This window comes from Catenuloplanes nepalensis, from assembly GCF_030811575.1.
Taxonomy (GTDB): domain Bacteria; phylum Actinomycetota; class Actinomycetes; order Mycobacteriales; family Micromonosporaceae; genus Catenuloplanes; species Catenuloplanes nepalensis.
In genome coordinates this window covers 3,742,202-3,768,487 of the sequence record NZ_JAUSRA010000001.1, presented here as the reverse complement: position 1 = coordinate 3,768,487, position 26,286 = coordinate 3,742,202, and the positions used below count along the sequence as shown (strand labels likewise).

17 protein-coding genes and 1 pseudogene are annotated in these 26,286 nt (G+C 70.8%); 9 read left to right on the top strand and 9 right to left on the bottom strand.

From position 1 onward, the window contains the following. Positions 1–58: 58 nt before the first annotated feature. Complete coding sequence (locus J2S43_RS16095; RefSeq protein WP_306829963.1) at positions 59–874, bottom strand: TIGR02452 family protein; 816 nt, start codon at positions 872–874, stop codon at positions 59–61. 112 nt (positions 875–986) lie between these two features. On the opposite strand from J2S43_RS16095, the gene J2S43_RS16090 reads away from it, so the two are divergent. The 3 genes from J2S43_RS16090 (at position 987) to J2S43_RS16080 (ending at position 7,335) form a co-directional block, all read left to right on the top strand. Beyond that, positions 987–1,367, top strand: coding sequence for a hypothetical protein (locus J2S43_RS16090; protein ID WP_306829961.1), 381 nt, complete (start codon positions 987–989; stop codon positions 1,365–1,367). Between the two features lie 207 nt (positions 1,368–1,574). Further along, a complete protein-coding gene (locus J2S43_RS16085) occupies positions 1,575–5,300 on the top strand; it encodes a GH92 family glycosyl hydrolase (protein WP_306839299.1) in 3,726 nt (1,241 codons plus the stop codon). Positions 5,301–5,385: 85 nt separating this feature from the next. Next, positions 5,386–7,335 (top strand): Hsp70 family protein, encoded by a 1,950-nt coding sequence (locus tag J2S43_RS16080; RefSeq protein WP_306829959.1) that lies wholly within the window; start codon positions 5,386–5,388, stop codon positions 7,333–7,335. On the opposite strand, the gene J2S43_RS16075 is transcribed toward J2S43_RS16080, so the two are convergent. After that, entirely contained in the window at positions 7,336–7,512 is a 177-nt protein-coding gene (locus J2S43_RS16075; protein ID WP_306829958.1) for a hypothetical protein, read from the bottom strand. 75 nt (positions 7,513–7,587) lie between these two features. Between J2S43_RS16075 and J2S43_RS16070 the strand changes: the two are divergent. From J2S43_RS16070 to J2S43_RS16055, 4 genes and pseudogenes are all read left to right on the top strand, one after another. Continuing rightward, a pseudogene (locus J2S43_RS16070) lies at positions 7,588–7,800 on the top strand (ATP-grasp ribosomal peptide maturase); the annotation flags it as partial. Further along, on the top strand, positions 7,793–8,917 hold the full coding sequence (tgmC, locus tag J2S43_RS16065) for an ATP-grasp peptide maturase system methyltransferase (protein WP_306829956.1): 1,125 nt from the start codon (positions 7,793–7,795) through the stop codon (positions 8,915–8,917). The pseudogene J2S43_RS16070 and the gene tgmC, both read left to right, overlap by 8 nt. A 56-nt stretch (positions 8,918–8,973) precedes the next feature. Further along, positions 8,974–9,705 (top strand): GNAT family N-acetyltransferase, encoded by a 732-nt coding sequence (locus tag J2S43_RS16060; RefSeq protein ID WP_306829954.1) that lies wholly within the window; start codon positions 8,974–8,976, stop codon positions 9,703–9,705. A 225-nt stretch (positions 9,706–9,930) separates the two neighbouring features. After that, positions 9,931–12,909 (top strand): NACHT domain-containing protein, encoded by a 2,979-nt coding sequence (locus J2S43_RS16055; RefSeq protein ID WP_306829952.1) that lies wholly within the window; start codon positions 9,931–9,933, stop codon positions 12,907–12,909. On the opposite strand, the gene J2S43_RS16050 is transcribed toward J2S43_RS16055, so the two are convergent. From J2S43_RS16050 to J2S43_RS16020, 7 genes are all read right to left on the bottom strand, one after another. Further along, positions 12,906–13,307 carry a hypothetical protein gene (locus tag J2S43_RS16050; protein ID WP_306829951.1) on the bottom strand — a complete coding sequence of 134 codons (402 nt, stop codon included), beginning with the start codon at positions 13,305–13,307 and terminating at the stop codon, positions 12,906–12,908. The genes J2S43_RS16055 and J2S43_RS16050 overlap by 4 nt on opposite strands. Beyond that, complete coding sequence (locus J2S43_RS16045) at positions 13,301–13,534, bottom strand: hypothetical protein (protein ID WP_306829949.1); 234 nt, start codon at positions 13,532–13,534, stop codon at positions 13,301–13,303. Before J2S43_RS16045 ends, J2S43_RS16050 begins: the two co-directional genes overlap by 7 nt. A 19-nt stretch (positions 13,535–13,553) precedes the next feature. Continuing rightward, complete coding sequence (locus tag J2S43_RS16040) at positions 13,554–13,931, bottom strand: hypothetical protein (RefSeq protein ID WP_306829948.1); 378 nt, start codon at positions 13,929–13,931, stop codon at positions 13,554–13,556. A 10-nt stretch (positions 13,932–13,941) separates the two neighbouring features. Beyond that, positions 13,942–14,160 (bottom strand): e9imm peptide, encoded by a 219-nt coding sequence (locus tag J2S43_RS16035; protein WP_306829946.1) that lies wholly within the window; start codon positions 14,158–14,160, stop codon positions 13,942–13,944. Then, positions 14,147–14,419 carry a hypothetical protein gene (locus J2S43_RS16030; protein ID WP_306829944.1) on the bottom strand — a complete coding sequence of 91 codons (273 nt, stop codon included), beginning with the start codon at positions 14,417–14,419 and terminating at the stop codon, positions 14,147–14,149. Before J2S43_RS16030 ends, J2S43_RS16035 begins: the two co-directional genes overlap by 14 nt. Before the next feature lie 135 nt (positions 14,420–14,554). Next, complete coding sequence (locus J2S43_RS16025; RefSeq protein ID WP_306829943.1) at positions 14,555–15,016, bottom strand: hypothetical protein; 462 nt, start codon at positions 15,014–15,016, stop codon at positions 14,555–14,557. After that, entirely contained in the window at positions 15,001–23,310 is an 8,310-nt protein-coding gene (locus tag J2S43_RS16020) for a DNRLRE domain-containing protein (RefSeq protein ID WP_306829941.1), read from the bottom strand. Before J2S43_RS16020 ends, J2S43_RS16025 begins: the two co-directional genes overlap by 16 nt. A 397-nt stretch (positions 23,311–23,707) precedes the next feature. Between J2S43_RS16020 and J2S43_RS16015 the strand changes: the two genes are divergently transcribed. After that, entirely contained in the window at positions 23,708–24,745 is a 1,038-nt protein-coding gene (locus J2S43_RS16015) for a YncE family protein (protein WP_306829939.1), read from the top strand. A gap of 180 nt (positions 24,746–24,925) precedes the next feature. Continuing rightward, positions 24,926–26,173 (top strand): glycosyltransferase, encoded by a 1,248-nt coding sequence (locus J2S43_RS16010; protein WP_306829937.1) that lies wholly within the window; start codon positions 24,926–24,928, stop codon positions 26,171–26,173. Positions 26,174–26,286 lie beyond the last annotated feature (113 nt).

Genomic DNA, 26,286 nt, shown 5'->3' with positions numbered 1-26,286 from the left:
GCAGCGTACCGGAACGCGCCGGGAAGCTGAGAAAGCGCCGTACTCCCGACGATCGGTGTCAGCGGCCGAAACGTGCGCCGAACGCGGCCCGGATCGGTGCGTCCCCGCGGTCGAGCACGGCGAAGACCACCTGGTCGAATGAGCCGGGCAGCCCGTCGAGCGCGGTCGCGAAGGCGTCCGCCACCGCGGCCGGTTCGTTGCGGAACACGCCGCACCCCCACGCACCGAGCACGAGCCGTCGCTCACCGTGCCCGGCCGCGACGACCAGCACACGGTAGGCGCGTGCCGCCAGCACCTCATCGACGCGAGAGAGAGAATCGGGCTGGTTGCGCTCGATCGCGCCGCGATTCGGTGCGGCCGCGGTCAGCATCGACACCGCGTGCGGCGCGTCGAGGAAGCGGCCCTTGTCGTCGCGGAACACCGGCACGCCGGGGGAGTAGATCACTCGGTCGCTGTAGAGCAGGTCACCCTGGGCGCGGTGGAAGTCGTAGAACTCCGGGACCGCGGTCAGGCAGGGGTAGAGCGCGCTCGCCCGGGCCACGCTCTCCTCCTGGGCCTGCGCGCCGGTGCGGAAACCGCCGCCGGGGTTCTTCGCGGACGCGAACACCAGCGCCGCGACCGGCCCGTCCTGCGCGAGCCGCCGCGCGGCCCAGAGCGTGCTTTCCCCGGTGACCTCGATCGCGGGCGCGCCGCCGGAGGAGCCAGTAGCGCCGAAGGGGCCGGACGAGGACGGCGGCAGGTGCAGGATGGTGCCCGCGACCGCCTTCTCGACCAGCGGGGTCAACGGCACGGAAGCGCCGGACGGGGAGATGTAGGAGCCCGCCTCGATGACGTCGAGCGTCTCGCGGGCGATGGCGCGGAGTCGTGTACTCACGGGCCCCGATTCTCCGTCGCCGTGACGATCTTGAACAGCGAATATCCTCTCCGCTGCCGCCGGCGTTAACCCTCGTGAAACGGATTTTCGGGGACGAAAAGGGAGATACCATATGATTCGCCGGATTCTCGGGGTGCTGGCCGCCGCGTTCGTGGCCGTGGCGCTCGTGCCCGCGGCCGCGCAGGCCGCACCGAACCCGTACAGCCCGGGCAAGATCTGCGGCGCCGGTTACACGGTGAAGCGGCAGGCCAAGGTCGCGGACGCGGTGGTCTACCAGCTGTCCAGCGGCACGTGGCAGTGCGTGGTGACGATCAAGACCGCGAAGATCGGCAAGCCGTCGTACGTGGGTGCGGGCCTCCTCGTGCGCGGCGGCCGCGGGTGGGCGCTGGACGACGGCACCTACCGTTACTACGCCGGCCCGGTGAAGCAGAAGGGCGCGTGTGCGAGCGTGCGCGGGGCGAGCGGCACCTCCGCCGTGTCGTTCACCTGCTGACCCTCGACCGTGGAACCGCGGCCGCCTCGCACGATGAGCGAGGCGGCCGTATCCGTACCAAATGATCGGATTTTTTGTTAAGGCGCCTTTACAGATCAGTGTCCGGCGATCGAAGATGGCGGGCGGGTCATCATCGTCGATGGAGGTCTCATGCGTCGTCTGCCCGTCGCCGCCACAATGGCGTTAGTCCTGGTCGGAGGGTCGGTGATGGTTCCGGGAACGGCATCGGCGGCACCGGCGCCCAGATTCTCCAGCTCGTTCGAGAGCGGGGATCCGCCGCTCACCTGGGTCGACACGGCGGAGCGCGCGTCGGGCGTGGACGGACGACTGAATCCAGGACTGCCGGGCTCGGTCGCGGGCCGGGTCACCGCGATCACGGCGTCGGGGGAGAACACCGGGGGCGGCGAGGTCAAGGAGAACCTGAACGACGCGGACCCGGACACGAAGTGGCTGGTGTTCACGGCGACCGGCTGGGCGGCTTACCGGCTGGACGCGCCGGTGCGGGTCGTCAGATATGCGCTGACCGCGGCGAACGACGCGCCGGAGCGGGACCCGAAGGACTGGCGTCTGGAGGGTTCCAACGACGGCAGCGCGTGGACCACTGTGGACACCCGGTCCGGGCAGGTGCTCGGGGAGCGTGGGAACACGACCACGTTCGACGTGGCGACGCCGGGGGAGTGGAGTCACTACCGGCTGAGCGTGACCGCGAACGGCGGGGTCAACCTGATCCAGCTGGCGGACCTGCAGCTGTCGGACGGCGACGAGACGCCGCAGCCGCCGGCACCGGTGCGCAGCGCGATCGGGGACGGGCCGAGCAACGCACCGGCCGCGAAGGCGCGCGTCGGCTTCAGCGGCCTCAAGGCGCTGGAGTTCGCCGGGCGGCACGCGGTGGACGGGCGCGCCTACACCTACAACAAGATCTATGACGTGAACCTGCGGGTGAACCGGGACACCGAGCTGTCCTACCTGGTGTTCCCGGAGTTCACCCGCGGTGACATGAGCTACCCGGCCACGTACACCTCGGTGGATCTGGCCTTCACGGACGGCACGTTCCTGAGCGGGCTGAAGGCGAAGGACCAGCACGGGACCGTGGTCAGCCCGGCGGCGCAGGGGGCGGCGAAGACGCTCTCCGCGAACCAGTGGAACAAGATCGTCACCCGGGTCGGGGACGTGGCGCGCGGCAAGACCATCGACCGGATCCTGGTCGCCTACGACAAGCCCGCTGGTCCGCCCAGCCCGTGGCGCGCCTGGTTCGACGACATCACGCTCGCGGACACGCCGGTGGAACCGCCATCCAAGAGCCTCGCGGGGTACGTGGAGACGCGCCGCGGAACGCACTCGAGCGGCTCGTTCTCCCGCGGTAACAACATCCCCGCGGTCGCGGTGCCGCACGGGTTCAACTTCTGGACGCCGGTCACCAACGCGGGCACGCTGAGCTGGCTGTACGAGTATCACAAGGGCAACAACACGCAGAACCTGCCGGCGCTGCAGGCGCTGTCGGTCAGCCACGAGCCGAGCCCGTGGATGGCGGACCGGCAGACGTTCCAGTTCATGCCGCAGGACGGGACCGGCGTGCCGAACGCGGACCGGGCCGGCCGGGCGCTGGCGTTCCACCACGAGAACGAGGTGGCGAAGCCGCACTACTACGGGGTCACGTTCGACAGCGGACTGAAGGCGGAGGTCGCGCCGACGGATCACGCGGCGGTGCTGCGGTTCACGTTCACCGGGGACGGCGGCAACATCGTCTTCGACAACGTGGACGCGAACTCGGGGCTGACGATCGACGCGGCGTCCGGCACGGTCTCCGGGTGGTCGGATGTGCGCAGCGGCCTGTCGAACGGTGCGACGCGGATGTTCCTCTACGGCAAGGTGGACGCTCCGGTGACCGGGAGCGGGATGCTGCCGAACGGCAACCGGCCGTCGACGGGGTATGTGACGGTCGGCGCCAAGACCGTGAACCTGCGGGTGGCGACCTCCCTCCTCAGCGTGGCGCAGGCGCAGCACAACCTCGCGCTGGAGATCGCCTCCAAGGACACGGTCGAGTCGGTCCGGGCACGGGCCGAGGCGGCGTGGAATGCAAAATTGAGGACCGTCGAGGTGGAGGGGGCGAGCCGGGACCAACTGGTCACGCTCTACTCGAACCTGTACCGGCTGTTCCTCTACCCGAACTCGGCCTTCGAGAACACCGGGACGAACGCGGCGCCGGTCTACCGGCACGCGGTGCAGTCGTCGGTGTCGACGCCGCCGAGCACGCCGACCGAGACCGGGGCCGAGGTCAAACCCGGCAAGGTGTACGTCAACAACGGCTTCTGGGACACGTATCGCACTACGTGGCCGGCGTATTCGCTGCTCACGCCCACGATGGCGGGGGAGATGGCGGACGGGTTCGTGCAGCAGTACCGGGATGGCGGCTGGATCTCCCGCTGGTCGTCGCCGGGCTACGCGAACCTGATGGTCGGCACCAGCTCGGACGTGGCGTTCGCGGATGCGTACCTCAAGGGGGTCAAGGGTTTTGATCTTGAAGAGGCCTATGCGGCGGCTGTGCGCAACGCCTCCGTCACCCCGCCGAACGACAACGTCGGGCGCAAGGGCATGCGGACGTCGATCTTCAAGGGGTATACGCCGTCGGACGTGACCGGCGAGGCGTTCTCCTGGGCGATGGACGGCTACATCAACGACTTCGGCATCGCGAACATGGCCGCGGCGCTGGCTGCCCGCGGGGGTCCTGATGCCGCGCGTTACAAGGAGGAGGCCACCTACTACCGGGAGCGGGCGCTGGGGTACGTCAACCTGTTCGACCCGTCGGTGGACTTCTTCCAGGGGAAGAACTCGGCCGGGCAGTGGCGGTGGAGCCCCGCGCAGTATGACCCGGAGGTGTGGGGCTACGACTACACCGAGACGAACGGGTGGAACATGGCGTTCCACGTGCCGCAGGACGGGCAGGGCCTGGCCAACCTCTACGGCGGGCGTGACGGGCTGGCGTCCAAGCTGGACACGTTCTTCGCGGACCCGGAGGAAGGGCTCAAGGGCGGCTCGTACGGCGGGGTCATCCACGAGATGACCGAGGCGCGGGACGTGCGGATGGGGCAGTACGGGCACTCCAACCAGCCATCGCACCACATTCCGTGGATGTACACGTTCACCGGGCAGCCGTACAAGACGCAGGCGCTCACCCGTGAGGTGCTGGACCGGCTCTACCTGGGCAGCGAGATCGGGCAGGGCTACCCGGGCGACGAGGACAACGGCGAGATGTCCGCGTGGTACGTGTTCGCGGCGCTCGGCTTCTACCCGCTGCAGATGGGCAGCGCGTCGTACGTGATCGGCTCGCCGCTCTTCACCAAGGCGACGATCAACCTGGAGAACGGGAAGAAGGTCGTGATCCGGGCGCCGGGCAACTCCGCGTCCAATGTGTATGTGCAGTCGCTCACGGTGAACGGCAAGTCCTGGAACCAGACGAGCCTGCCGCACTCGGTGCTGGCGAACGGTGCCACGCTCGACTTCACCATGGGGGCGAAGCCGTCCCGGTGGGCGACCGGCGCGAACGCGGTGCCGCCGTCGCTGACCCAGGGACCGGAGATCGCTTCGCCGCAGCGTGACGTGGCGGGGACGGTGACCACGGCGGCGCTCGCGGACGACTCGTCGGTGACGTCGGCGCCGGTGACGGCGCAGCAGTGGTCCCTGCCCTCCGCGGCGACGGTGAAGCAGTACACGATCACGTCGGCCGCGGCTCCGGGCGCGGATCCGGCGTCGTGGAAGCTGCTCGGCTCGGCGGACGGGGAGACCTGGACGACGCTGTCCGAGCGGTCCGGGGAGGCGTTCACCTGGCGGCAGCAGACGCGGCCGTTCACGGTGACCACGCCCGGCTCCTATCAGCACTACCGCCTGGAGTTCACCGGCCCGGCCACGGTCGCCGAACTGGAACTGCTGGCCTGACCTCTTATCGGGCCGGCGTCTCGCTTGCGGGGCGCCGGCCCGGTTCCGTTGCCACCGGTTGATCACGAGTCGCTATCGTGTCCCGGTGGCGCACCTCAGCATCGACTTCGGCACATCCAGCACGGTCGCGGTGATCGACGGCCGCCCGGTGCTCTTCGACGGCGCGCCGTCACTGCCGTCCGGGGTCTGTGCGGACCCGGCCGGGCGGCTGCTCGTCGGGCCGGACGCGGCGCACGCGGCCCGGACCACGCCGGAGAGCTACGAGCCGTACCCGAAACAGCGCGTCGACGAGCAGTCGGTGCTGCTCGGCGAGGTCGAAGTCGACGTGCCGGACCTGTTCGCGGCCGTGCTCCGCCGGGTGCTGGGCCAGCTGACCGCGGCGCCGCGGTCAGTGACGATCACGCACCCGGCCGCGTGGGGCAGCCGGCGCCGGGAGGTGCTGCGCGAGGCCGCGAACCGCGCCGGGATGCGCGACGTGCGCCTGGTCAGCGAGCCGATCGCGGCGGCGGCCCACTTCGCGTTCACGGCCGGTACGTCGATCCCGTCCGGTCGCAGCGTGGTCGTCTACGACCTCGGCGCCGGCACCTTCGACGCGTCGGTGATCCGGCGTACCGGGGACGGCTTCGAGGTGCTGGCCACGTCCGGGCTGTCCGACGGTGGCGGGCTGGACCTGGACGCCGCGATCGTGGCGCACCTCGGCGCGGTCTATGCGCCGAAGGATCCGGCGGCGTGGGAGCGCCTGATGCTGCCGGTGTCGGCGGCGGACCGGCGGGTCTCGCGGGCATTCTGGGCGGACGTGCGCACCGGCAAGGAGATGCTGTCCCGGTCGGCGTCCACGCACATCCACGTGCCGCTGGTGGAGACGGAGGCGCCGCTCGGGCGGGAGCGGTTCGAGGCGCTGGCCCGGCCGGTGATCGACCGGACCGTGGCGACGACGCGGGCGGTGCTGCGTGAGGCCGGCGTGGCGGAGTCCGTGCTGGCCGGGGTGCTGCTGGTGGGTGGGGCTAGCAGGGTGCCGCTGGTCGCGTCGACGCTGCACCGGGCGCTGGGCGTGGCGCCGACCGTGATCGAGCAGCCGGAGCTGGCGGTGGCGCACGGGGCGCTGCGGGCAGGGGAGATCAGCGGAACCTCTGCGGAGGCGACGGTGCGGGTCGCGCGAGATCAGGTGCAGGCGGGGGCGGGCCTCGCGGCGGTCCTCAATGGACCGCAGGTGCCGTTCGTGCCGTTGACGGCGCTCGCGGCGGCGAAGCGGGCCGGTGATGCGGCGGCGCGGCCGGGTGGGGCGCCTTCCGTGCCGTCTCCGCGGCCGGGTGGGGTGCCTTCCGTGTCCTCTCCGCGGCCGGTGGAGCCGTCGGTGTGGTCCGCTTCGCCTGCGGCTGCGCATTCACCTGCGCCTGCGCCTTCGCTGGATTCGGTCGGGGCCAACGACGGGGAGACGCGGCCGTATGCGCGGCCGGGTGCACCCTCCGGCGTCGCTGCCGTGCCCACCGACCTGCCGCCCCGGAAGCGCCGCTGGCCGATGGTGCTGGTCGCCGTCGTGGTGCTGGCCGGCGCGGGTACCGGCTACGCCGTGTACCGGAGCGATCGCGGGGTGGAGCAGTCCCAGGACCCCGGCACCGCCGGTCCCACCGTTACCGTGACCACCCAGGCCGCCGCACTGCGCAACGACGCGGGCGAGCCCCTGGAGGATCTGGTCGTGCAGGCGGTCCGCGAGGCGAACCCGGACTCGCCCGACATCTACCGCTCCCTGCCCGGCACCGACTACGCCGGGCGCGGACCGCACGCCATGGTGATCGAATCGTCGAGCACGTCCGGCGACGACCTGCGACTCCGGATCCGGGAGGCCGCGGCGGAAAGCGGCGGGCCGGGGCCGTGGTGGCTCGCGACCGCCGTCGACGCGGAGTACCTCACCGTCGACGGCGACCCCGCGCCGCTGGCGGACTTCGTGACCGCGCTGCCCGGCGCGCCCCGGGACAAGCGGTACGGCATCACGTTCGACGCCGACCTGCGGATCACCGAGATCAGGGAGTTCTGATCAGTAGTCCTCGATGGTGAGCGCGGTCGCGTTGCGGTCGATCCGGGAGGACAGCCGGGACAGGAACGGGGCCGCCCGCAGCCCCTGGTTGCGCAGCCACAGGCCGTGCCGGGTGCGCGGGAACAGGAACGACGCGCCGACCGCCATGTCCTGGTTGCGCCGCACGTACTCGCGCATCTTCTCCTCGTACCGTCGGAATGCCTTTCCGGGTGATCGGCGCAGCTCGCCGGCCAGCACGTAGGCACCGCCGACACCCTGCCGGCCGATGTGGCGGACCGGGTGCGGCGGTTCCTCGCGATGCGGCGCCTGCGTTTCGCGGCGCTCGACTTCATCGTTACGCCGGACGGGGACCATGTGTTCTTGGAGGCGAACCCGAACGGTCAGTGGGCGTGGATCGAGGACGAGACCGGGCTGCCGATCGCCGCCGCCGTAGCCGACGCCCTGGAAGGAACACAGCATGGCTGATGCGTACGCGTCGCGCGTCGCGCGATTCGTGGCCGAGCTGGAGGCGGTCGGGGCGCTGGGGGATCCGGCGTGGCGGGCGGCGTTCGCGGGCGTACCCCGGCATGTGTTTCTGCCCCGGTTCTTCGTCGATCTGCCGGACGGGCGCTGGCGGGCAGTCGATGAGCGGGACGCGGAATATGCCGGGCTGGTGTATGCGGACAGCACGCTGACCACGCAGCTCGACGGCGTGGCCGGCCCGGTGCCGGGCGCTGAGCCGGTGGCGGGGATCGGCACGTCCAGCTCGACGCAGCCGACGCTGATGGCGTGGATGCTGGACGCGCTGGGGCTGCGCGGCGGCGAGCGGGTGCTGGAGATCGGGACCGGGACCGGCTACAACGCGGCGCTGCTGGCGCACCGGCTCGGTGGTGAGCGGGTCACGTCCGTGGAAGTCGATCCGGTCGTGGCGCGGATGGCCCGTGAGCGGCTGGAGATTGCCGGGTACCGGCCGGTCACGGTGGTCGGCGACGGTGAGCGGGGGTGGGCGGCGCGGGCGCCGTACGACGCGGTACTCGCGACCGTGGCGGTGCCGGAGGTGCCGGCCGCGTGGATCGAGCAGGCCAGGGACGGGGGCGTGATCGTGACCAGCCTGTGGCGGGATCTCGGGGGCGGCCCGCTGGTCCGGCTGGTCGTCGACGGGGACGTGGCGCAGGGGCGGTTCCTGGCCGTGCCGGGCGGATTCATGCCGGTACGGTCGGCGCCGCGTGCGGCGGCCGTGCTCGCCTCGGCCCGCTATCAGACCGGTGAGCGACGCGAGACTCCGCTCGATCCGAGCATTCTGCGCACGTCCGACGCGGGTCTGTGGATCGCGCTGTTCGTGCCGGGCGCGACCTGGCTCGGGTTCACGCCGGACGGGGGTGCACCGCAGATGTGGCTCTTCGCCGTGGACGGATCCTGGGCGGTGATCGAGGGCAGCACGGTGGAGCAGTACGGTCCGCGCCGCCTCTGGGACGAGGCCGAGACCGTGCATGCGCGCTGGTCCGAGGCCGGCGGGCCGACCCGCGAGCGGCTCGGGCTGACGGTGTGCGCCGACGGCGATCACCGGTTCTGGCTCGACGACCCGGGCGTCGCCGCGATCTAGATCATCGCCTGTCAGGGACCGCTCGGCCGATCCGGAGCCGGGGTTAGAGTCGCCTGGTGATCAACTCTGGGGTGGAGCTGTATCTGGGGAATGCGGCCGCGATGTGGCGGGCGGTGGGGGAGGAGGTGCGTGCGCACGGCGATCATCAGCGGGCGGAGACGCCGGTGGTGTCGCGGATCCTGATGACGCGGGACGCCGGGCGGGAGCGAGTGGCGGAGCTGCTCGGGAGCCGGCTGCCGGGGAAGGCGCTGGTGATCGAGGATCTGTTCGCCGGCGGCGAGGTCGCGGAGCTGCCGGAGGACGCGCGGGTGTGGCAGATCCCGGTGATGGTGCGGCCGGCCGGTCCGGTGGCGGTGCCGGACGGGGTGCGAGTCGTCCGGGTGGCCGGGGAGGACGAGCTCGCCGCGGCGGAGCGGGTGATCGTGGACGGGTTTCCGATGGCGGTCTACCAGCCGCTGTTGCGCGGGCAGGCGTTGCCGCCGCGGGTGCTCGGGCTGCCGGGGTGGAGCGTGTGGCTGGCCTACCGGGACGGGGTTCCGGCCGCGGCCGGATACACCTTCGACGACGGTACGTCGGCCGGCCTCTACTGGCTGGCGACGCCGCCGGAGCATCGCGGGCACGGCCTCGGGCGCGCATTGTTGAGCACCGCGATCACGGCCCACCCGGACCGGCCGTTCACGCTCGTCGCGACGGACGCGGGGCTGCCGCTCTACGAGTCGACGGGCTTCGCCTCGGTCGGCGGGACCGCCTGGTACACCCGCCGCAGCCAGGCCGCCCCACACCCGTGATCGAGGCATCCCGAAGTCGTTCCAACGGGATGGGGCGCCCCGATCATGGTTTTGAACTGCCGCACCACCCTCGGACCATTAGGGAGGCCGCCCGCGGCCGACCGTTGCCCGCGGGAGCATGCCCCCTGCTGCCGCCCCCAACCCCACCCCCAGGCCGGAGTGAACGCTGAGCCTCGCCGGAAGCGGGCAGATCATGGTCTGGAATGGATGCCGCATAGTGGTGGGATGCCACGGGGACTGACCTATGCGGACGCCGTCAAGATCTTGGGTGGGGCCGGGCCGCTGGTGACGATCGCGGACAACGTGGCCGGTGGCGCGCTCAGCCTGGTCACGTTCGGCGGCAGCGACGTGGCGCTCAGCCTTTTCGACGCGAAGAACGAGGTGGTCCGGCTCGGGCACCTGGTGTCCGGGAAGATCGGCGAGGTGCTCGGCGGGCTCGGGCGATACGACCGCAATGAGCGGTTGCAGGCGGCGCACAGCGTGCTCGTGGTGTCGGCCGCATTCGCGGCGCTCGACGACTGCCTGGCCGAGGGCGGTGCGGAGCGGGCGGAGTTCGGGCGCGACGAGCAGGTCACGCTGGCGCTGCGCACGCCGGGTGACGGTGACTGGCCGGCGCGGCTGCTGGCGGCGGAGATCCCGGCGCCGAGCGCGGACCGCGGCCAGGAGCGGCTGCTGCGCGACCTCGAGGCTTGGAGCGCAGGCCTGGCGGCACGGCTGGCGGCACACCTTTCGGGCCTCGCGGTCTGGGACGCCGCCGACGACCGCACGCGCCGCACGGTTCTGCGCCTCCTTGAAGATCAACTACCGGGCGCAACCATCCGGCGGTACGAGGAGAGCCTGCGCCGCCTCGCGGCCGGCGTACCCGAGTTCGATCTGTGGTTGCGCGGCCTCGAGTTCCGGGCCGCGGCGCGCGGGCTGGAGGCGCTCGAGGCGGCGCTGCTGCGGGCCACCTCGCACCGCGATCCGCGCCGGCAGCGGGCCCAGCTCGCCGCCGCGTACCGTGCGGGGCTCGCGCGCCCGATCCTCGGCGGCGACGCCAGCGACCTGGTCCTGCCGTCGCTCGCCGCCGCCTACGTCAACCCGCGGTTCCGGGTCCGTGCCGCCGGCCCGGGCGCGCGACCGGCGGACGAGTCATGGTGGGACGCGGCGCCGCGCGACGACCTGGCCACGTTCCTCGCCACGCACCTGACCTCGCCGCAGGCCGCGGATGCCCCGCTGCTGCTGCTCGGCCAGCCGGGCGCGGGCAAGTCGTCGCTCACCCGCATCCTGGCCGCGCGGCTTCCGGCAGCGGACTTCCTGGTCGTCCGGGTCGCGCTCCGCGAGGTCCCCGCGGACGCGGAGATCCAGGACCAGATCGAGGCGGCGGTACGGTCCGAGATCGGCGAATCCGTATCGTGGCCCACGCTGGCGGCCGACGCGGACGGCGCGATGCCGGTGGTACTGCTCGACGGTCTCGACGAGCTGCTCCAGGCCACCGGCGTGCAGCGCTCCGACTATCTGGCGCGGGTGGCCGCGTTCCAGCAGCGTGAGGCGGTGCTCGGGCGGCCGGTCGCGGTGGTGGTGACGAGCAGGGTGGCGGTCGCGGACCGGGCGCGCGTGCCGGCCGGGAGCCTGGCGGTGCGGCTGGAACCGTTCGACGAGGCGCAGGTGGAACGGTGGCTGGAGATCTGGAACGCGGCCAACGCCGGGCGGCTTCGCGTGCCGCTCACGCCCGAGGTGGCCGGCCGGTTTCCAGATCTCGCCGGACAGCCGTTGCTGTTGCTAATGCTGGCGCTCTACGACGCGACCGCCTCCGGTGCGGGTCTCCGGCGCGACGACGCCGGGTTCGACACAGGGCATCTCTACGAGCAGTTGCTGCGTGAGTTCGCAGCGCGCGAGGTCGGGCGGCTCCACCGGATGCCGCCGCGGGACGTGCCGGGCGACCTTGTCGAGGCGGAACTGCTACGGCTGTCCGTGGTGGCGTTCGCGATGTTCCACCGGCTGCGCCTGTGGGTGACCGCTGCGGAACTCGACGAGGACCTCGCCGGTCTGGGCCTCGGGCCGATCGTCGCCGGTGCGGCGGAGGCGTTCCACCGGCCGGTGACCGCCGGCCAGGAGATGGTCGGACGGTTTTTCTTCATCCAGCGGGCGCAGGCCGTCCAGGACGATCAACGACTGCAGACCTACGAGTTCCTGCACGCGACGTTCGGCGAGTACCTGGTGGCGCGGCTGGTCGTGGCCGCGGTCCGGGACGCGGCCGCGCGGTCCCGGGCCAGGACATTGCGACTCGGCCCTACGGACGACGACGATCTGCTGCAGTCGCTGCTCGGATACACGGCGTTGGTCGCCCGCGCGAATGTGATCCCGTTCGTCACGGCGCTGGTCGCCCGGCACGATATTGAAGATCTGCGATCGTGGCTGATCGAGCAGCTGCGTTCCGCGGTGACCCGTCCCCGTTACGCGGAACGCCGCTACGCGCCGGTCGACAAGCGCGCCGACTACTGGATGTCGACCTACTCGTTCAACCTGCTGCTGCTCACGCTCGCCTGCGGTGCTCCGGTCCGCGCGTCGGAGCTGTTCCGGCACGCGGCGGACCCGGCTGCATGGCTGCGCGACATGGCCCGGCAGTGGAGCGCGGCCGTGCCGGACGGCATGTGGCTGGACACGTTCGCGACGGTAACGGTCACCCGGGATTGGGCGGCGGACGAGCGCCGGGACATCGTGCTCACGCCGGAGTCCGAGAAGGAAACGGTGGACTGGCCGCGGGTGGATCCTCGCTGGTCGCATCGGCACGCGCCGTCCCGGCAACCGGTCATGTTCACGAACCACTTCCCGCTCGCCCCGGCGCTGGAGTCGATGACCCTCACGGACGCGCTGAGCGACGACGCGCTGCGGCACGCGCTCGAGCCCCTGCTGACCCGCATGCCGCACCTCGTCAGCCGATTCGTCCAGCACCAGGACGGCACCTCCGAGTCGGTCGCCCACAGCGTGCTGCGGCTCCTCGTCTCGTCCGCCTCCGGCGACGAGGAGACAAGGCTGCTGACAGCATACGAACGGGCGGTCTTCGCGGTCACCGTGCGCTGGGGTGACCTGGCACCGGATCCCCGGGTGCTCAGCGAGACCCTGGCCGAGTTGATCCAGCGCCTCCTCGACCGAGATCGCGGCCGCCTGCCCGACGAGGCCGTGCGGAGCATGTCGGACCGGCTTTCCGCGGCCGGCGGTTAGCTAACGCGTTCGGCCGCATCGTCGAGGCCGGCCGGGCGGATGCGGTGGGCGAGCAGGTCCATCTCGCCCTCGGTACCGGTGATCTCGCCCGCCAGCACCCGGCTGGCCAGATCCTTGACCTCGGCGAGCGGCGTGTCCTCGCCGCGCAGTGCCCGCAGCAGCCGCATCCGTGACCAGCCAGGCCGCGGCGTCACCCGCAGGCGGTGTTCTCCGTGGCGTTCCAGCAGCTCGCCGCGGATGTCCGGCGGTGTCTCGTCCCAGCCGCAGGACTCCCACGCGGAGTGCTCCGGATCGGCCGGGCAGCGGCCCGACACGCCCCACGCCAGCCGGCCGCCGACCACCTGATCCCAGACGTCCCGGCTCTCCTCCGCGCCGCACTCCGGGCAGACCGTCACCACGGCGACTCCAGCTCCCCGGCCGCGATCCGCAGCCGGGCCTCGCCGTCGTTGCGGTAGCGCAGCGGGATGACGCTCAGCGGCAGGTCACGCCCGGTGTCCCGGTCCTTCGCCGCGACCGGCCGGACCAACGGCCGCCCGCCCGGCCCGCGCGCCATCCACTCCGCCAGCGTCACCTTGACCGCCCCGAACGGATGATCGAGCCGCACCAGCACGCGCTCCGGATCCACGGCCGGTCCTTCCATCGGCTCAGGGCAGCTCACGAAGGAATTCTCGCGACCGCTCGGTCACGGCGCCACCCTCGACGATCCAGAGCAGTGACTCGGACAGCTCGTCGTCGTCGATCAGGAACAGCCCGGTCACCTCGTCCAGCGCCGCGATCTCGTCGAGCTGCGCACGGACCAGCTCCCGGCCGGACCACCGCATGGTCGCCCCGAAGAAGACGTAACTCGTCCAGTTGATCGTCCGCTCCGGAAACCGCCACCCACCCGTATAGAGCCGCGCCTGCTCCGCCGGCAGCATCACCCCGACGCGCTCCGCCGCCACCCGATCCACGATCCCCCGCATCTCGGCGACCTGATCCTCATCACAGCCGACGTGCCCACGCACGTCCCAGTACCGTCCCACGCCTACGTTCCTACAGAGCGAACGGCTCGTACCGTCGCGCGTGGGTGACGACCTCGTCGTCGGTCAGCTCCGGGTCGTGGTAGAAGATCAGGTCGCTGACGTGCGGATTGACCAGCAACCGTTCCAGCTCGGTGAGCAGCGGATCGGTCTCCTCATCCGGCAGCCGCGGATCCCGCAACCGCCGAACCAGATCCAGCGCCCGCGCCCGCCCCGCGTCATCCAGCTCCATCGCCGTCCCCTTCGTCGGGCACCCATCCCGCCGCCCGAAGGCGGCCAGACATCGCGGCCACCCGTTCCCGGCTGATCGTGCGGTCCGACATCACGCGCGGGATATCGTTCCAGACCGCGAGCCGCTCCCGCCTGCTGAACCGAGCGACCGCCTTCGACAGCTGCTCATCCGACATGTCTTCGTACAGCGCCGCGAACAGCACCGGATAGTCCTCGTCGCCCAGCCCACCCGGAAACGCCCGGCGAAGCAGCTCGGTCATCTCGATTATCGGATCCACGGCACCTCCATGCGTCCGGCCGGCGGGAAATGTCGATCAGCGCGAGTTGGCCACGCGCGAGCCGGGCCACGAGACCGTCGCGGGTGCCGGACCGGAGCGGTCCGGCACCCGTCAGGTTCAGTCGGCGTAGTGGACGACTCCGCCGACCGGTGGATGGGCGGCCCGGTAGTCCTTGTCCTCCGACACCAGCGGACTCTCCGCCCGGGCGTCAATGTCGAACTCCGCCCAATAGACACGGTCGGCTACGACGTGGGTCTCGACCGTGTCCGACTGGAGCAGGTAGATGGTGTCATCCACCTGAAGAGGGCCGATACGTCTCAACAATTCCGCCTGTTCCTCGGCTGTGGGCCTTCGGATCTCGAAGTAGGAGAAGTCTCTCCAGCACGAGATCCGGCGTGCCCCGGCAAAGAGGAAGTCGATGACCCGGGGGACGGCCTCAGGATCTTCGTCGTACTCGTGCGGCCCGGGCATGCCACGCAGGAGGGCGTAGCCGTGCCCGTGTCGCCACCCGATCAGGTGGAAGACCCGTCCGTCGGTGAAGCCGAGCTCGCCGATGCGTTGAGTCAGCGTTTCACCCATGCATCCGCCCCCTTGCTGAACTTGTAGAACTCGACCTTATCCAGGACGCCTTCCTCGCCGATGCGGAACAACTCCCACTCCGTGGCGCTCAGGTTCTTTTTCGGATCGTCGCCGGCTTTCGCGTTGATGCGACTGAGGACCGTGCCGGCGCCGCTGTTCGCCCCATCCAGGTGATCGAGCATGAACGATATGCGACCTTCGCCGCTGGCGAGCTTGCTGATCGCCAGATCGGCTTCGTCCCGCCAGGTGGTCGTTGGGGCGCCCATGAGGTGCCGGGCGCCGACCTGCTGCGCGAAATTCTTGATGTTGACCTTGGACTTATCGGACTTGCCGAAGGCCACGTGGTCCTTGCCCTCGTCGGCGCTGCTTCCCTTCTTGGTGGCGGTGGCGGTGCCCCCGGACGACTTGGCGGCACCTCCACCTCCGCCGGCTGCCTTCGCGCTGGAGCCGGCTCCAGCGCCGCCCGAGGACCTCGCGGAGGCTTTCGCAGGTGCGGCGCCGCCGGCGGACTTCGCCGGTGCGGCGCTGCCGCCGCCGCCCGAAGCCTTCGCACCCGCGGTCGGGCCGCCACCACCGGAGGCGGCCTTGGGAGCGGCCGGTGCGGCCCGGCCACCACCCTGCGCCGCGTTGGCCGCCTTGGCGCCGGACCGGGCCGTGTCTGCGCTCTTGGCCGCGCCCTGGGCCGCGTCCACGCCCTTCGCCACGTACTTCGCGCCCTTGACCGCGCTGGCCGCGTAGCCGGCGAACGGGACCGCGGACGCGGCGGACAGCGCCGCGTTCGCGTAGTCGCCCTCGGCCGCGTACCAGGCCGCGTTCGCCAGGTCCGCGACCTCGCCGACGCCCGGGACCAGGCCGACCACATCGAGTGCCGCGTGGCCGATGTCGCTGAGCGAGAAGTGGCCGTCGATCTCGACCTGGCTGACCGGGTTGCCGCCACCGAACGCGTACCGGTTGTTGGTGAACGGGTCGGTGGCCAGGTTCATGTCGGACAGCGCGCCGTTGTACTGGTCCTGCGTCAGGAACCGGTTCAGGCCCGGGTCGTAGTCGCGGAACCCCATGTCGTAGTCGCCGCTGGACTGGTCGAAGCGCTTGCCGTTGAACCGGTACGCGCTGTACGGCTCCTTGTTCGGGTCCTCCGGCACACTCGCGTCGGGCTTGTCGGCGCCGGTGAACTGGGCGTCGTCGTTGTCGCCGTACGCCGTGTAGCCGTAGGTGGCCTCGGACTCGCCCTGCTCGTCGGTGAGCTGCTCGACGTCGGTGTGCGGGTTGTAGCTCTGGTAGGACTCGTCGAAGCTGCCGTCGTCCTTGAAAGTGGACTGGGACAGCAGGTTGCCGTCCGGCCCGTAGTTGTAGGACTTCTTGAGCTTGCCGTTCTGCTCCTCCGCGATGACCTGCTCGGAGAGGCCGAGGTAGAACAGCTCGGTCGTCTTGTCGCCCTGCTTGCGGCTGATCTGGCGGTCCAGCGGGTCGTACTTGTACTCCGTGTCTCCGCCGGGCGTCCTGGTGTGCTTGGTGACCCGGTCGAATCCGTCGTACTCGTACTTCTCGGTCTCCTTGCCGGCGGTGGTGGTGCTGGACTGCCGGCCGAAGTCGTCGTACTTGAAGGTGCTGGAGACGCCCGCGGCAGACGAGGACAGCAGGCGGTTGCGGTCGTAGTCGAACGTCGTCTTCGTCCCGAGCGTGGTCTGCTCGATGACGTTGCCGTTCGCGTCGTGGACGTACGTCTCGGTGTCCGCGCCGTGCCCGGTCTTCTTCTGCTCGCGGATCCGGTCCCGCGGGTCGTAGGTGTAGGTCGTGGTGGTGTCCAGCAGCCGCGCCCGGTTGTCCGCGTCCTGCTTCTTCGCCACGTCCTTCGACCGGTGGCCGTTCGCGTCGTAGTCGATGGTGTGCTCGTTGACGACCGCGCCGGAGGACTTCTTCTCCACCTGGTAACGAAGCTTCTTGTCCAGGTAGTACTCGTACGAGACGGTGTTGCCGTTGCCCTTCTTCTCCGTCTCCACCTGCTGGCGCTTGGTGTACGTGTACGTGGTGCTCTTCGCACCGCTGTCCGACGACGTCTTGCCGGTGGTGACCTTCGAGACCAGGTCCCGGACGTCGTACTCGTACTTGCTGAAGATGCGGTCGTGGGTGCGCTCGCGGACGGTGTCGTTCGAGTTGTAGACGAACGTGGTGGTGTTCTTGACCGTGCCGTCGAGCCGCTCCTCGACCTTCTCCGGGCGGTTCAGCTCGTCGTAGACCAGCGAGTAGACATCGATCTTGGCGTCCGCGCTGTCGTCGCGCATCTCGGTGAGGTTCGCGTTCGGGTCGTAGGAGAACGCGAAGGTCTTCTTCGGTGCGCTGCCGCCCTGGCCGTCGTCCCGCTGGGTCTTCTGCTTGCCGTCCGGGAAGTAGGTCCACGACATGGTCCGGACCTTGTTGTTCTCGCCGGTCAGTGTGCGCGTGGTCTGGCTGCCGTCGTTGTCGTAGTCGTACTCGGTCTTGATGTCGAACGGGTCGGTGCTGGTCCGGTTCCAGCCGTTGTCCCAGTACGTGTAGCGGGTGACGGCCCGGTCGGTCTCACCCTCGGCCGGCGGTGCGCTCACCGACTTCTGGTTGCCGACCTCGTCGTACTCGTAGATCGTCTTGTCCGGTGTGGTGTACCGCGAGTCGTTCCGGTCGAACGGCTCGAACTGCTCCTTCATCCGGTTGAGCGGGTCGTAGGTCCACCGCGTCGCGAAGTCGTCCGGGTCGTTAGTGGTCGCCACGCCGCGTGGCGTGATGACCCGGGTGCGGTTGCCGACCTCGTCGTACTCGTACCGCGTGGTGGGCGGGTTTGTCTCACCGGCCTTGTGCGGCACCTTCTGCTCGACCAGCATGGAACGCTCGTCGTAGGACAGGGTGGTCCGGCGATCCTCCTGGTCGACGATCGCGACCATGTTGCCGTCCCGGTCGTACTCGGTGCGGGCGACGTTCCCGGCCGCGTCGGTGACCGAGGTGATCCGGGTGTTGAGGTCGTAGGTGTACTTCTCGTTGAACGCGTTCGGGCCGCTCTCGTTCTTGCGCGGGTCCGCGACCGTGAGCACGTTGCCGACCGCGTCGAACGTCGACGTGAACCTGCCCCCGTTCGGGTCGGTCGCCAGGACCAGCCGGTTGAGTTCGTCGTAGGTGTAGAACGTCGTGTAGTCGTCCCGGTCGGCGGTGAGCGTGCCCTTCGGCTCGGTCTCCCGGATCAGGTTGCCGACCGCGTCATGCTCGTAGGTGGTGATCCGCTGCGGTGACGACGGGGAGTCGGGGGGTTCGCTCAGGTAGACGAGCCGGTCGGCCGGGTCGTGCCCCATCTCGATGACCCCGCCGGTCGCCGACTCGTCGCGGACCACGTTGTCGTTGCGGTCGTAGGTGCGTCCCGGCGTGAAGATGTAGACGTCGTTGGCCGCGTCCTTAGGCTGGGTCGCGCTGCGTGGCCGGCCGAACGTGTCGTACGTGTACGACGACGTGTGGCCCTTCGCGTTCGTGGCCGAGACGACGTTGCCGATCGCGTCGTAGACGTAGGTCTCGGCGAGGTTGAGCGCGTCGGTGATCTTCTTGGGGTAGCCGACCGGGTCGTACTCCGCGTAGCGAGTGGTGTTGTCGTTCGCGTCCGTGGAGGTGAGCTGCTGGCCCCACGTGTCGTACGTGTAGACCGAGGTGTAGTCGCCGGCCAGCGGTGTGGACGTGCCCTTCGGGTCGGTGACCGAGGTGAGGTTGCCGTACTGGTCGTAGGCGAACGTGTGCTCGCGGCCCTCCGGGGACTTCTTGGACGTCATCTCCGCGACGTGGCCGTTGAGGCCGAAGCGGTAGCCGAACGTCTGCGGGGCCGTGTTGTTCTTGTTCGCCTCCGGGTCCTTGATCTCCAGCGGCAGCCCGGTCTTCTCGTCGTAGGCGTAGGTGGTGACCGCGCCGTTCGGCTCGGCCAGGCGCCGCACGTTGTTGTCCGCGTCCCAGGTGAGTTCCGTGGTCTGGTTCCTGGCGTCGGTCAGCAGCGTGGGCCGGCCGTACCCGTCGAGCAGGTATTTCGAGGCGTGCCCGTTCGCGTCGGTCACGGTCGACTCGATGAACGACGCGGTGCTGCCGTCCGGGTCGGCGTAGGTGAACGCGGTCGCCTTGTCGGCCCGGTCGGTGACCGTGCGGACGCGCCACTTGAGCGGGTCGGCCGCGCTGCCGTCGTGGTAGGCGAGCTTGGTGCCGTGGCCGCGCGGGTCGTCGACCCGGGCGAGGTTGCCGAGCGTGTCGTAGTAGAAGCCGAACGGTTTCTCGTCCGCGGTGCCCTCGCCGTCGATCACCTGCCGGAGCTGTCCGGTGTCGCTGTACGTGAACGTGATCCGCCGCCCGCTGATGTCCGTGATCGACCGCAGCTGCGTGAGGATCTGCGCGTTCGTCAGGTTCGTGCCGCTGCGCTTCGTCGGATCGGTGGACCCGTTGTAGAACGGGAAGTTCTCGCCGGGCGCGAAGTACTCGAGGGTGAGCGTGCGCCGGCCGGTGGCGTCCGTGACGTACTTCAGCACGCCGGTGTTGCGTCCGCCGATCGACGTGCGCTCGTAGGTGAAGCGCAGGTCGTTGCCGTTCTTGTCGACGACCGAGGTCTGGTAGCCGTCGGTGTCGAAGTAGAAGCGGCTGCGGTCCGGCCGGGTCATCACCCAGGTGCGCGCGGCATCGGTGTCGCTGTTGCGCTGCAGGTAGAGGTGTACGCCGGCGGGGGAGTCGTAGTCCCACTCGGTCTGGTCGTCGGTGCCGTGCCGGTTCAGGTCGAACCAGTGCGAGGTGCCGTCGCCGTCGGTGAGCGTGACCTTCTCCGGCCAGCGCGGGTCCGCGCCGATGAACTGCAGCGGCGAGCCGAGCCGGGTGACGCTGGTGGTGGACAGCGACCATCCGTGCCCGATGTAGGAGTTGGAACTGTCCCTGCTGTTGTAGGACAGCCGCAGGAACGTGGACAGGCCCCGGCTCGGGTTGCTGAACGCGTTGTAGCTGAACACCGCGTTGCCGGAGAACTGGTTGACCATGACGGTGGAGCCCGCGCCGGCGTTCTCGCCGGTGTACTGGTAGAACTTCTCCAGGCCGAGCTGGTCGGACGTCGGGTCCTCGACCGTGATCCGCTGCGCGAGCGGCGGGACCTGGTAGACCTGGGACGCCCACTGCCCGGTGGTCCGGTTCCGCAGGTCCCACTTGAGCACGAACGCCTGGCGGGTGTTGCCCTGGTCGGTCCGGACCGGCGTCATGATCTTCGCGTTTACCGTGGTCACGGCGCCGGGCGCGAGGTCGGCCGCGAGCGGGGTGTCGCGCCGGTTGTCCGCGGTGGTGACGTCGGTGCCGTCCGGCAGTTCCCAGCGGTAGGACAGCCCCCAGTCCGCGGCGGGCCACGTGGTGGAGGACGCGTTGCTGAGCGTGACCGGCGAGGTGTACTCGTCGCCCGGGATCATCCGGGACGGCACGGTCGGCGCGTAGTAGGTCAGCTCCGGCGCGGTGTAGACCACCTCGAGGCGCGGCCGCATCTTCGGCTCCGGCACCTCGCCGGAGTTGAAGAGCACGCGCTGCTCGGGTACGGACGCGGCCGTACCCTCGTCGGCGATCTTGAACAGCAGGCCCTTGTTGCTGCTCGGCGTGTTCACCCAGCCCTGCACGAGCCCGGTCGCATCCCAGTACTGCCAGCGCGGGTCCGCGCCGATGTTCGTCACGCTGGACGCGGCCGCGGCCGTGAAGTCACCGCCCGGCGTGCCCCACGCGGTGGCCGTGCTCGCCCGGTTCCAGGACGCGGTGGCCTGGTCGAAGTCGGTGGTCAGGCCGTGCATGCGGAACGTGCCGTTGCCGCCGCCCTCGGTGTAGACGCCCCACAGGCCGGCCTTCGCGCTGACCACCTTGGTGCCGGCGGGCAGCCCGGACATGCTCGGGAACTTGACCACGGCGCGGCTGGTGCCGTAGACCGAGCCCTTGTTGCCGACCTGGATCAGGCCGCCGCCGTCCAGCACGTTGTGCCCGGTGCCCGGCTGTGCGCTGGTCAGCGTGGTGTCGGTGGTGCCACTCTGGAGGATCCGGACCACGTGCCCGGCCTTGGGCAGCTGCACCTGCTCGGCCGGGGACGGGATCAGCTCGCCGCTCTTCGTCTTGACGACGATCATGTAGTAGAACGGCGCCCCGAACTCGGTCGGGTGGTTCGCGGGCGTGGGCGTGCCGCCGGTGTCGCTGTAACTACGGCGACCGGCCTGGACCGGCGAGACCAGCGTGCGCTCGGACGGGATGAAGCTCTGCGCCGTGCTCCGGTGCACCTGGTACTCGAGCAGGTCGTCACCGGTGTAGGCGCTCCAGGCCAGGTCCGCGCCGGTGGCCCGGATCGTGGTCGGCGGCTGCAGCGTCACGCCGGGCTTGCCCCAGGTCAGCACCAGTGTCGGGAACGTGTCGACCTCGCCGCCGTACGCGTTCTCCGCGCCCTCGTAGCGCGGGCCGCCGCGGGCCGGGCCCTCGTCCGCGGCCTTGACCATGAAGCCGTTGTTCGTGGTCCGGCCGGCGATCCAGTCCTGCACGATCGAGCGGACGCTGAAGTCGTGCCAGGCGTGGTTCTGGTCCACGCCCTTGGTGACGGACGCGTTCTTGACCAGCCGGACGCCGTCCGCGACCACGGTCTTGTTCGCCACGTCGCCGAGCACGACCTTGTGCGTGGTGCCGGCGTCGAACGTGAACGCGCCGATCGACTTCCAGGCGCCGCCGCCGGAGCCGGTGGTCTGGTTGACCGCGACCGCGGTGGTGCCGTTCTTGTGGTGCACCGTGTACGGCGCGTTCGTGGCCCGGTCCGCGCCGGGCACGTAGTGGACCTGCACGTCGTAGGTGCCGGCCTCGGTCACGCGCGGCATCCAGGTCATCGTGTCGCCGGTGACCGCGCCGCTGTTCGTGCGGTACCCGCCGCCGACCGCGTTCGTGGCCGCGACCGTGGGCCAGGAGCCGGACGCCGCGGCCCTGCCCGCGTCCGCGTCGTCGATCTGCTCCGTGTTCGTGCCGACCTCGCCGAGCGCCGTGTTGATCGAGTTCCAGGTGACGGTCTGCTCGGTCCACGGCGCGGTGACCCGGTGCGCGTTGATCGGCAGCGCGTACGTGTCCGACTCCGCGCTGGTGGTCTGGTCGAAGTAGAGGCGCAGCGTGGCGGCGTCCAGCTGGGTGCCGGCCGGCACCTCGGTCAGCGGGAACTGCACCAGGCTGCGGAACGTCGACGGCGTGGTGCTCAGCACCGGTGTGGTGCCGACCGTCATCCGCCAGAGCGTGTCGTAGTTCTGCGCCGGCGCGTACCGGCTGATCTGCCCGTCCTGGGCCGCCCCGACCTGCGGCTGCACCTTGATCGTCGGGTCGATGACCACCGGGTACTTCCGGTCCGGGCTGGCCAGCCACGCGCGGTCGGCCGTGATGGTCAGCGTGTCGCCGGCGAGCGTCTGGGTGACCGCGGGGCTGAACGCCTTGCCGTCCGGGCCGGCCGGGTCGTCGCGGTCGTCGAACATGAACGGTTTCGGCAGGTAGAACAGCGGGCGTCCGTCGCCGTCCGCGGCCCGGAACGCGATCGAGCCGTCCGGGTTCGCGGCCGCGCGGACGCCGTCCAGGCCGAGCGTGAACGTGAAGGACGCGTCGCCGGCCGGCGGCCGGTCCAGCACGATCTGCTCCTTGAGCGCGCCGCCGGTCACGTCGTAGCGCAGCGTGGCGCCGGGGAACGCGCCCGGGATCGTGACCGTGGCGCCCTTCGCGGACGGCGTCAGCGGGCGCGGCGTGCCGGGCAGCCCGAGCGTGACGGACCGGCCGTCCAGCTCGTACCGCGCGATCCGGTCGGTGCGGTCGCCGAAGCGGCTGGTGAACGTGTTCGCCGTGGCCGCGAGCGGGTAGCCGGCCGTGTTGCCGCGGCCGACCGTGGGGTCGATGTCCTGCCAGCGGCCCTGCGCGTCGCGGTAGTGCACCGGCTGCGCCGCGACCTCGGCCTGCACCCGGCCGTCCGCGAGCGTGAAGTACTTCGTGGTGGCGGTGCGGTCCTCGACGTTCTCCCGGACCCGCTTCGCGGCCGGGATCGTCGTCCCGGCGCCCGCGAGCCGCTCCTGTTCCGGCAGCGTCCCCTCGGGAGCAGGGGCGTTCGCGGGTACGTCCCGGCCGCGCGCCTCGGTGCGGTCGCCGTTCACGCTGCGCGGGCGGTCGTCGCCGAAGCGGGGCCAGAAGCCGTCCAGACCGGACGGCACCGCGCCGGGACCGGTCAGCACGAGCAGGCCCGCGAGCACGAGCGCGAGCATCGCGACTCTGCGGGGAATGTGTTTTCTCATCGCCTCGGTCCCTTCGGCGGAATCGCCGGAAACGCGCAGCACGAAATGCCCGCGGGACCTCGCGGGGCAGCGTCGAGCATGCCCGGAGAAACTGCGGGAAACTGGAGTGTGCTGAGTCGTGGTGACAATCAGTCGTGCGACGTGCGCCGGTCGATGATGTGACCGTTTGCGCATGTCGGACCGAGCGAGCCCGGCCCCCCGTGAGTATCGAACTGCCGTACTACCGCCGGGCGAAGGTATCAGGGTGATTGCTGGTCGGCAAGCGTCAAAAATCGGCACCAGCAGTGCGTTATGTCCGTTGCGCCGATTGGCGTTCATCAAAGACGTTTGCACTGCGTGAATATGGCGGCCGTGGATAGGTTCCGCCCGCTATCACTCAACGGGGGAGGAAACGCAGGTGAGAAGATCCATTGTGCCCGCCGCGCTGGTGGCCGTGCTGATCTCGCTGTTCGCCGTGCCCGGCACCGCGCACGCGGCGGCCGGCATACCGCTCGGGCTGCCCGGGTTCGGCGACATGATCGTCGACGAGGAGCACGGGCAGATCTACTTGAGCGGCGGCCCGAGCGGCAACGGCGTCGTCGTCACGTCGCTCAGCGGCGTCCACATCACCACGATCACCGGGCAGTACGGCGCGACCGGGCTCGCGCAGGACGCGGACACCGAGGTGCTCTACATCGCGCAGGCGGCCGGCGACGCGATCACGGTCATCGACGTGCACAACTTCCAGCAGGTCGCGCGTTACAGCACCGGTGCGCAGACCTGCCCGACGCACCTCGCGAGGACCGAGAACGTGCTCTGGTTCGGTTACGGGTGCGACTCCGGCACGTTCAACGGCGGCATCGGGCGGATCGACCTCGGCGCGTCCGTTCCGGCGGCCGAGACCGGCAAGCAACCGGACAACGTCCGCTTCCAGCGCGCCCCGATGATCACCGCGCGCGACGACGTGGCCGGGCCGCTCGTCGCCGGGCAGCCGCAGCTGAGCCTGTCCACGGTCTACGTCTACGACATCGACGCCTCGACCCGGGAACTGTCCCGGCGCACGTCCGGCACCGCGCCCGGCAGCAACCTCAACGACATCGCGCTCGACGGGTACGGGGAGACGCTGTTCACCGGCGCCGGTTCGCGCAACGCCGTGCCGGCCTACGCCACGGCCGACCTGTCCGGCCGCGGCTCGTACCACACCGGCTACCACCCGGTCGCGGTCGCGCCGTCGCCGGACGACGCCTACCTCGCCACCGGGGTGCGCTCGACCAGCGACGACATCTACGTCTACGAGATCGGCGGCGTCCAGCCGGAGCGCCGCATCGACCTCGGCAACGACGTCGTGCTCGCCGCCCGCGGCCTGGCCTGGCGTCCGGCCGAGTCCTGGCTCTACGCCGTCACCGTGCCACCTGCCGGCGGCGCCCCCAGCCTGCACGTCCTTCCCAGCCTGTAGCGCACCCCCTCGTCGTGACCCAGGCGTCCCCGATGTCGCTCTGACGACGTGGGGACGCCTCGATCACGAGTGCGCGGCACCACGGTGCGCGACAGCGGTGAGCGCGTGGGTGGGTGGGTGCGGCGGCGGCGCGCGTGGCGGGGTGCTTGCGGTGCGGCGGGGAACGCGGGACAAAGGATCATGCGAATCGCCATGCTGTGCGTGGGGAGCCGGGGCGACGTGCAGCCGATGGTGGCGCTCGGCGTGGAGCTGCGCCGGCGCGGGCACGAGGTGCTGCTCGCCGTACCGTCGGATCTGGTGGGTTTCGCGGCAGGCGCGGGGCTGGAAGCGGTCTCGGCCGGCGTGGACGCGCGCGAGTTCCTGCACTCGGCCGAGGGGCAGCGGCTGCTGGCCGCGGGTGACTCCCGGCGATACCTGACCGCGCTGGCCCGCAAGCGCGCCACCGTCATCGGCGATGTGCAGGACGCGCTGATCGGCGCGGCCCGGGGCGCCGACGTGATCGTGGCCAGCCGGCTCGTCGAGGACGACGCGGCCGTGCTCGCCGAGCACGCCGGGATCCCGCTGGTCTGCCTGCACTACGCGCCGTCCCGGCCGAACCGGGTGATCGCGCCCTACTTCGTGACGGTCCGCCGGCTGCCTGCGGCGCTGACCGCGCTCACGCACGAGCTGGCCGCCCGCGTGCACTGGCGGGCCATCGCAGGCAGCGTCAACGGCCTGCGCGCCCGGCTCGGCCTGCGGCCGGTCCGGGATCCGACCGGGCACCGGCTGGCCCGCGCCGGTACGACCGAGATCCAGGCGTACAGCCGCGTGCTCGTGCCGCCGATCGAGGGCTGGGACACGTACCGGCCGGTGGTGGGTTTCCTGGGCCTGGACGCGGCGACCCGGGAACGGATCGGCGAGCACGGCACCGGCCCGGAGCTGGACCGGTGGCTGGACGACGGCGACCCTCCGGTCTACATCGGATTCGGCAGCATGCCGGCCACCGATCCGGGCCGGCTGCTCGGCATGATCCGCGATCTGCCGGTCCGGGTGCTGGCCGGCGCGTCCTGGGACGTGCCGCCGAGCCGGAACCTGTTCGTGACCGGCGCGCTCGACCACGACACGGTCCTGCCACGCTGCCGCGCGGCCGTGCACCACGGCGGCGCGGGTACGACCGGGGCCGCGCTCCGCGCCGGGTTGCCGAGCCTGGTCTGCGCGGTCCTCGGCGACCAGCCGTTCTGGGGCTCGCGGCTGCGCGCGCTCGGCGCCGGCGACTGGGTGCGCTTCGCCGATCTCGACGAACGCCGCCTCCGCGACGGCATCGACCGGCTGCTCGACCCGGCGGCCCGGGACGCGGCGGCCGGGCTGGCCGCGCGACTCGCGGCGGAGGGGGACGGCGCGGAACGAGCCGCCGGCATCGTGGTGGAGGCGGCGCGGAGGACGTGCTGAGCTTCCGGCGTCAGCGATGGTGATCCAGGCGTCAGTCACGTCGTTCCAACGCTCGGACGTGCGGAATGCCGGGGATGCCGGACTCGCGAGGCGGGACGGACTACCGTGAGGGG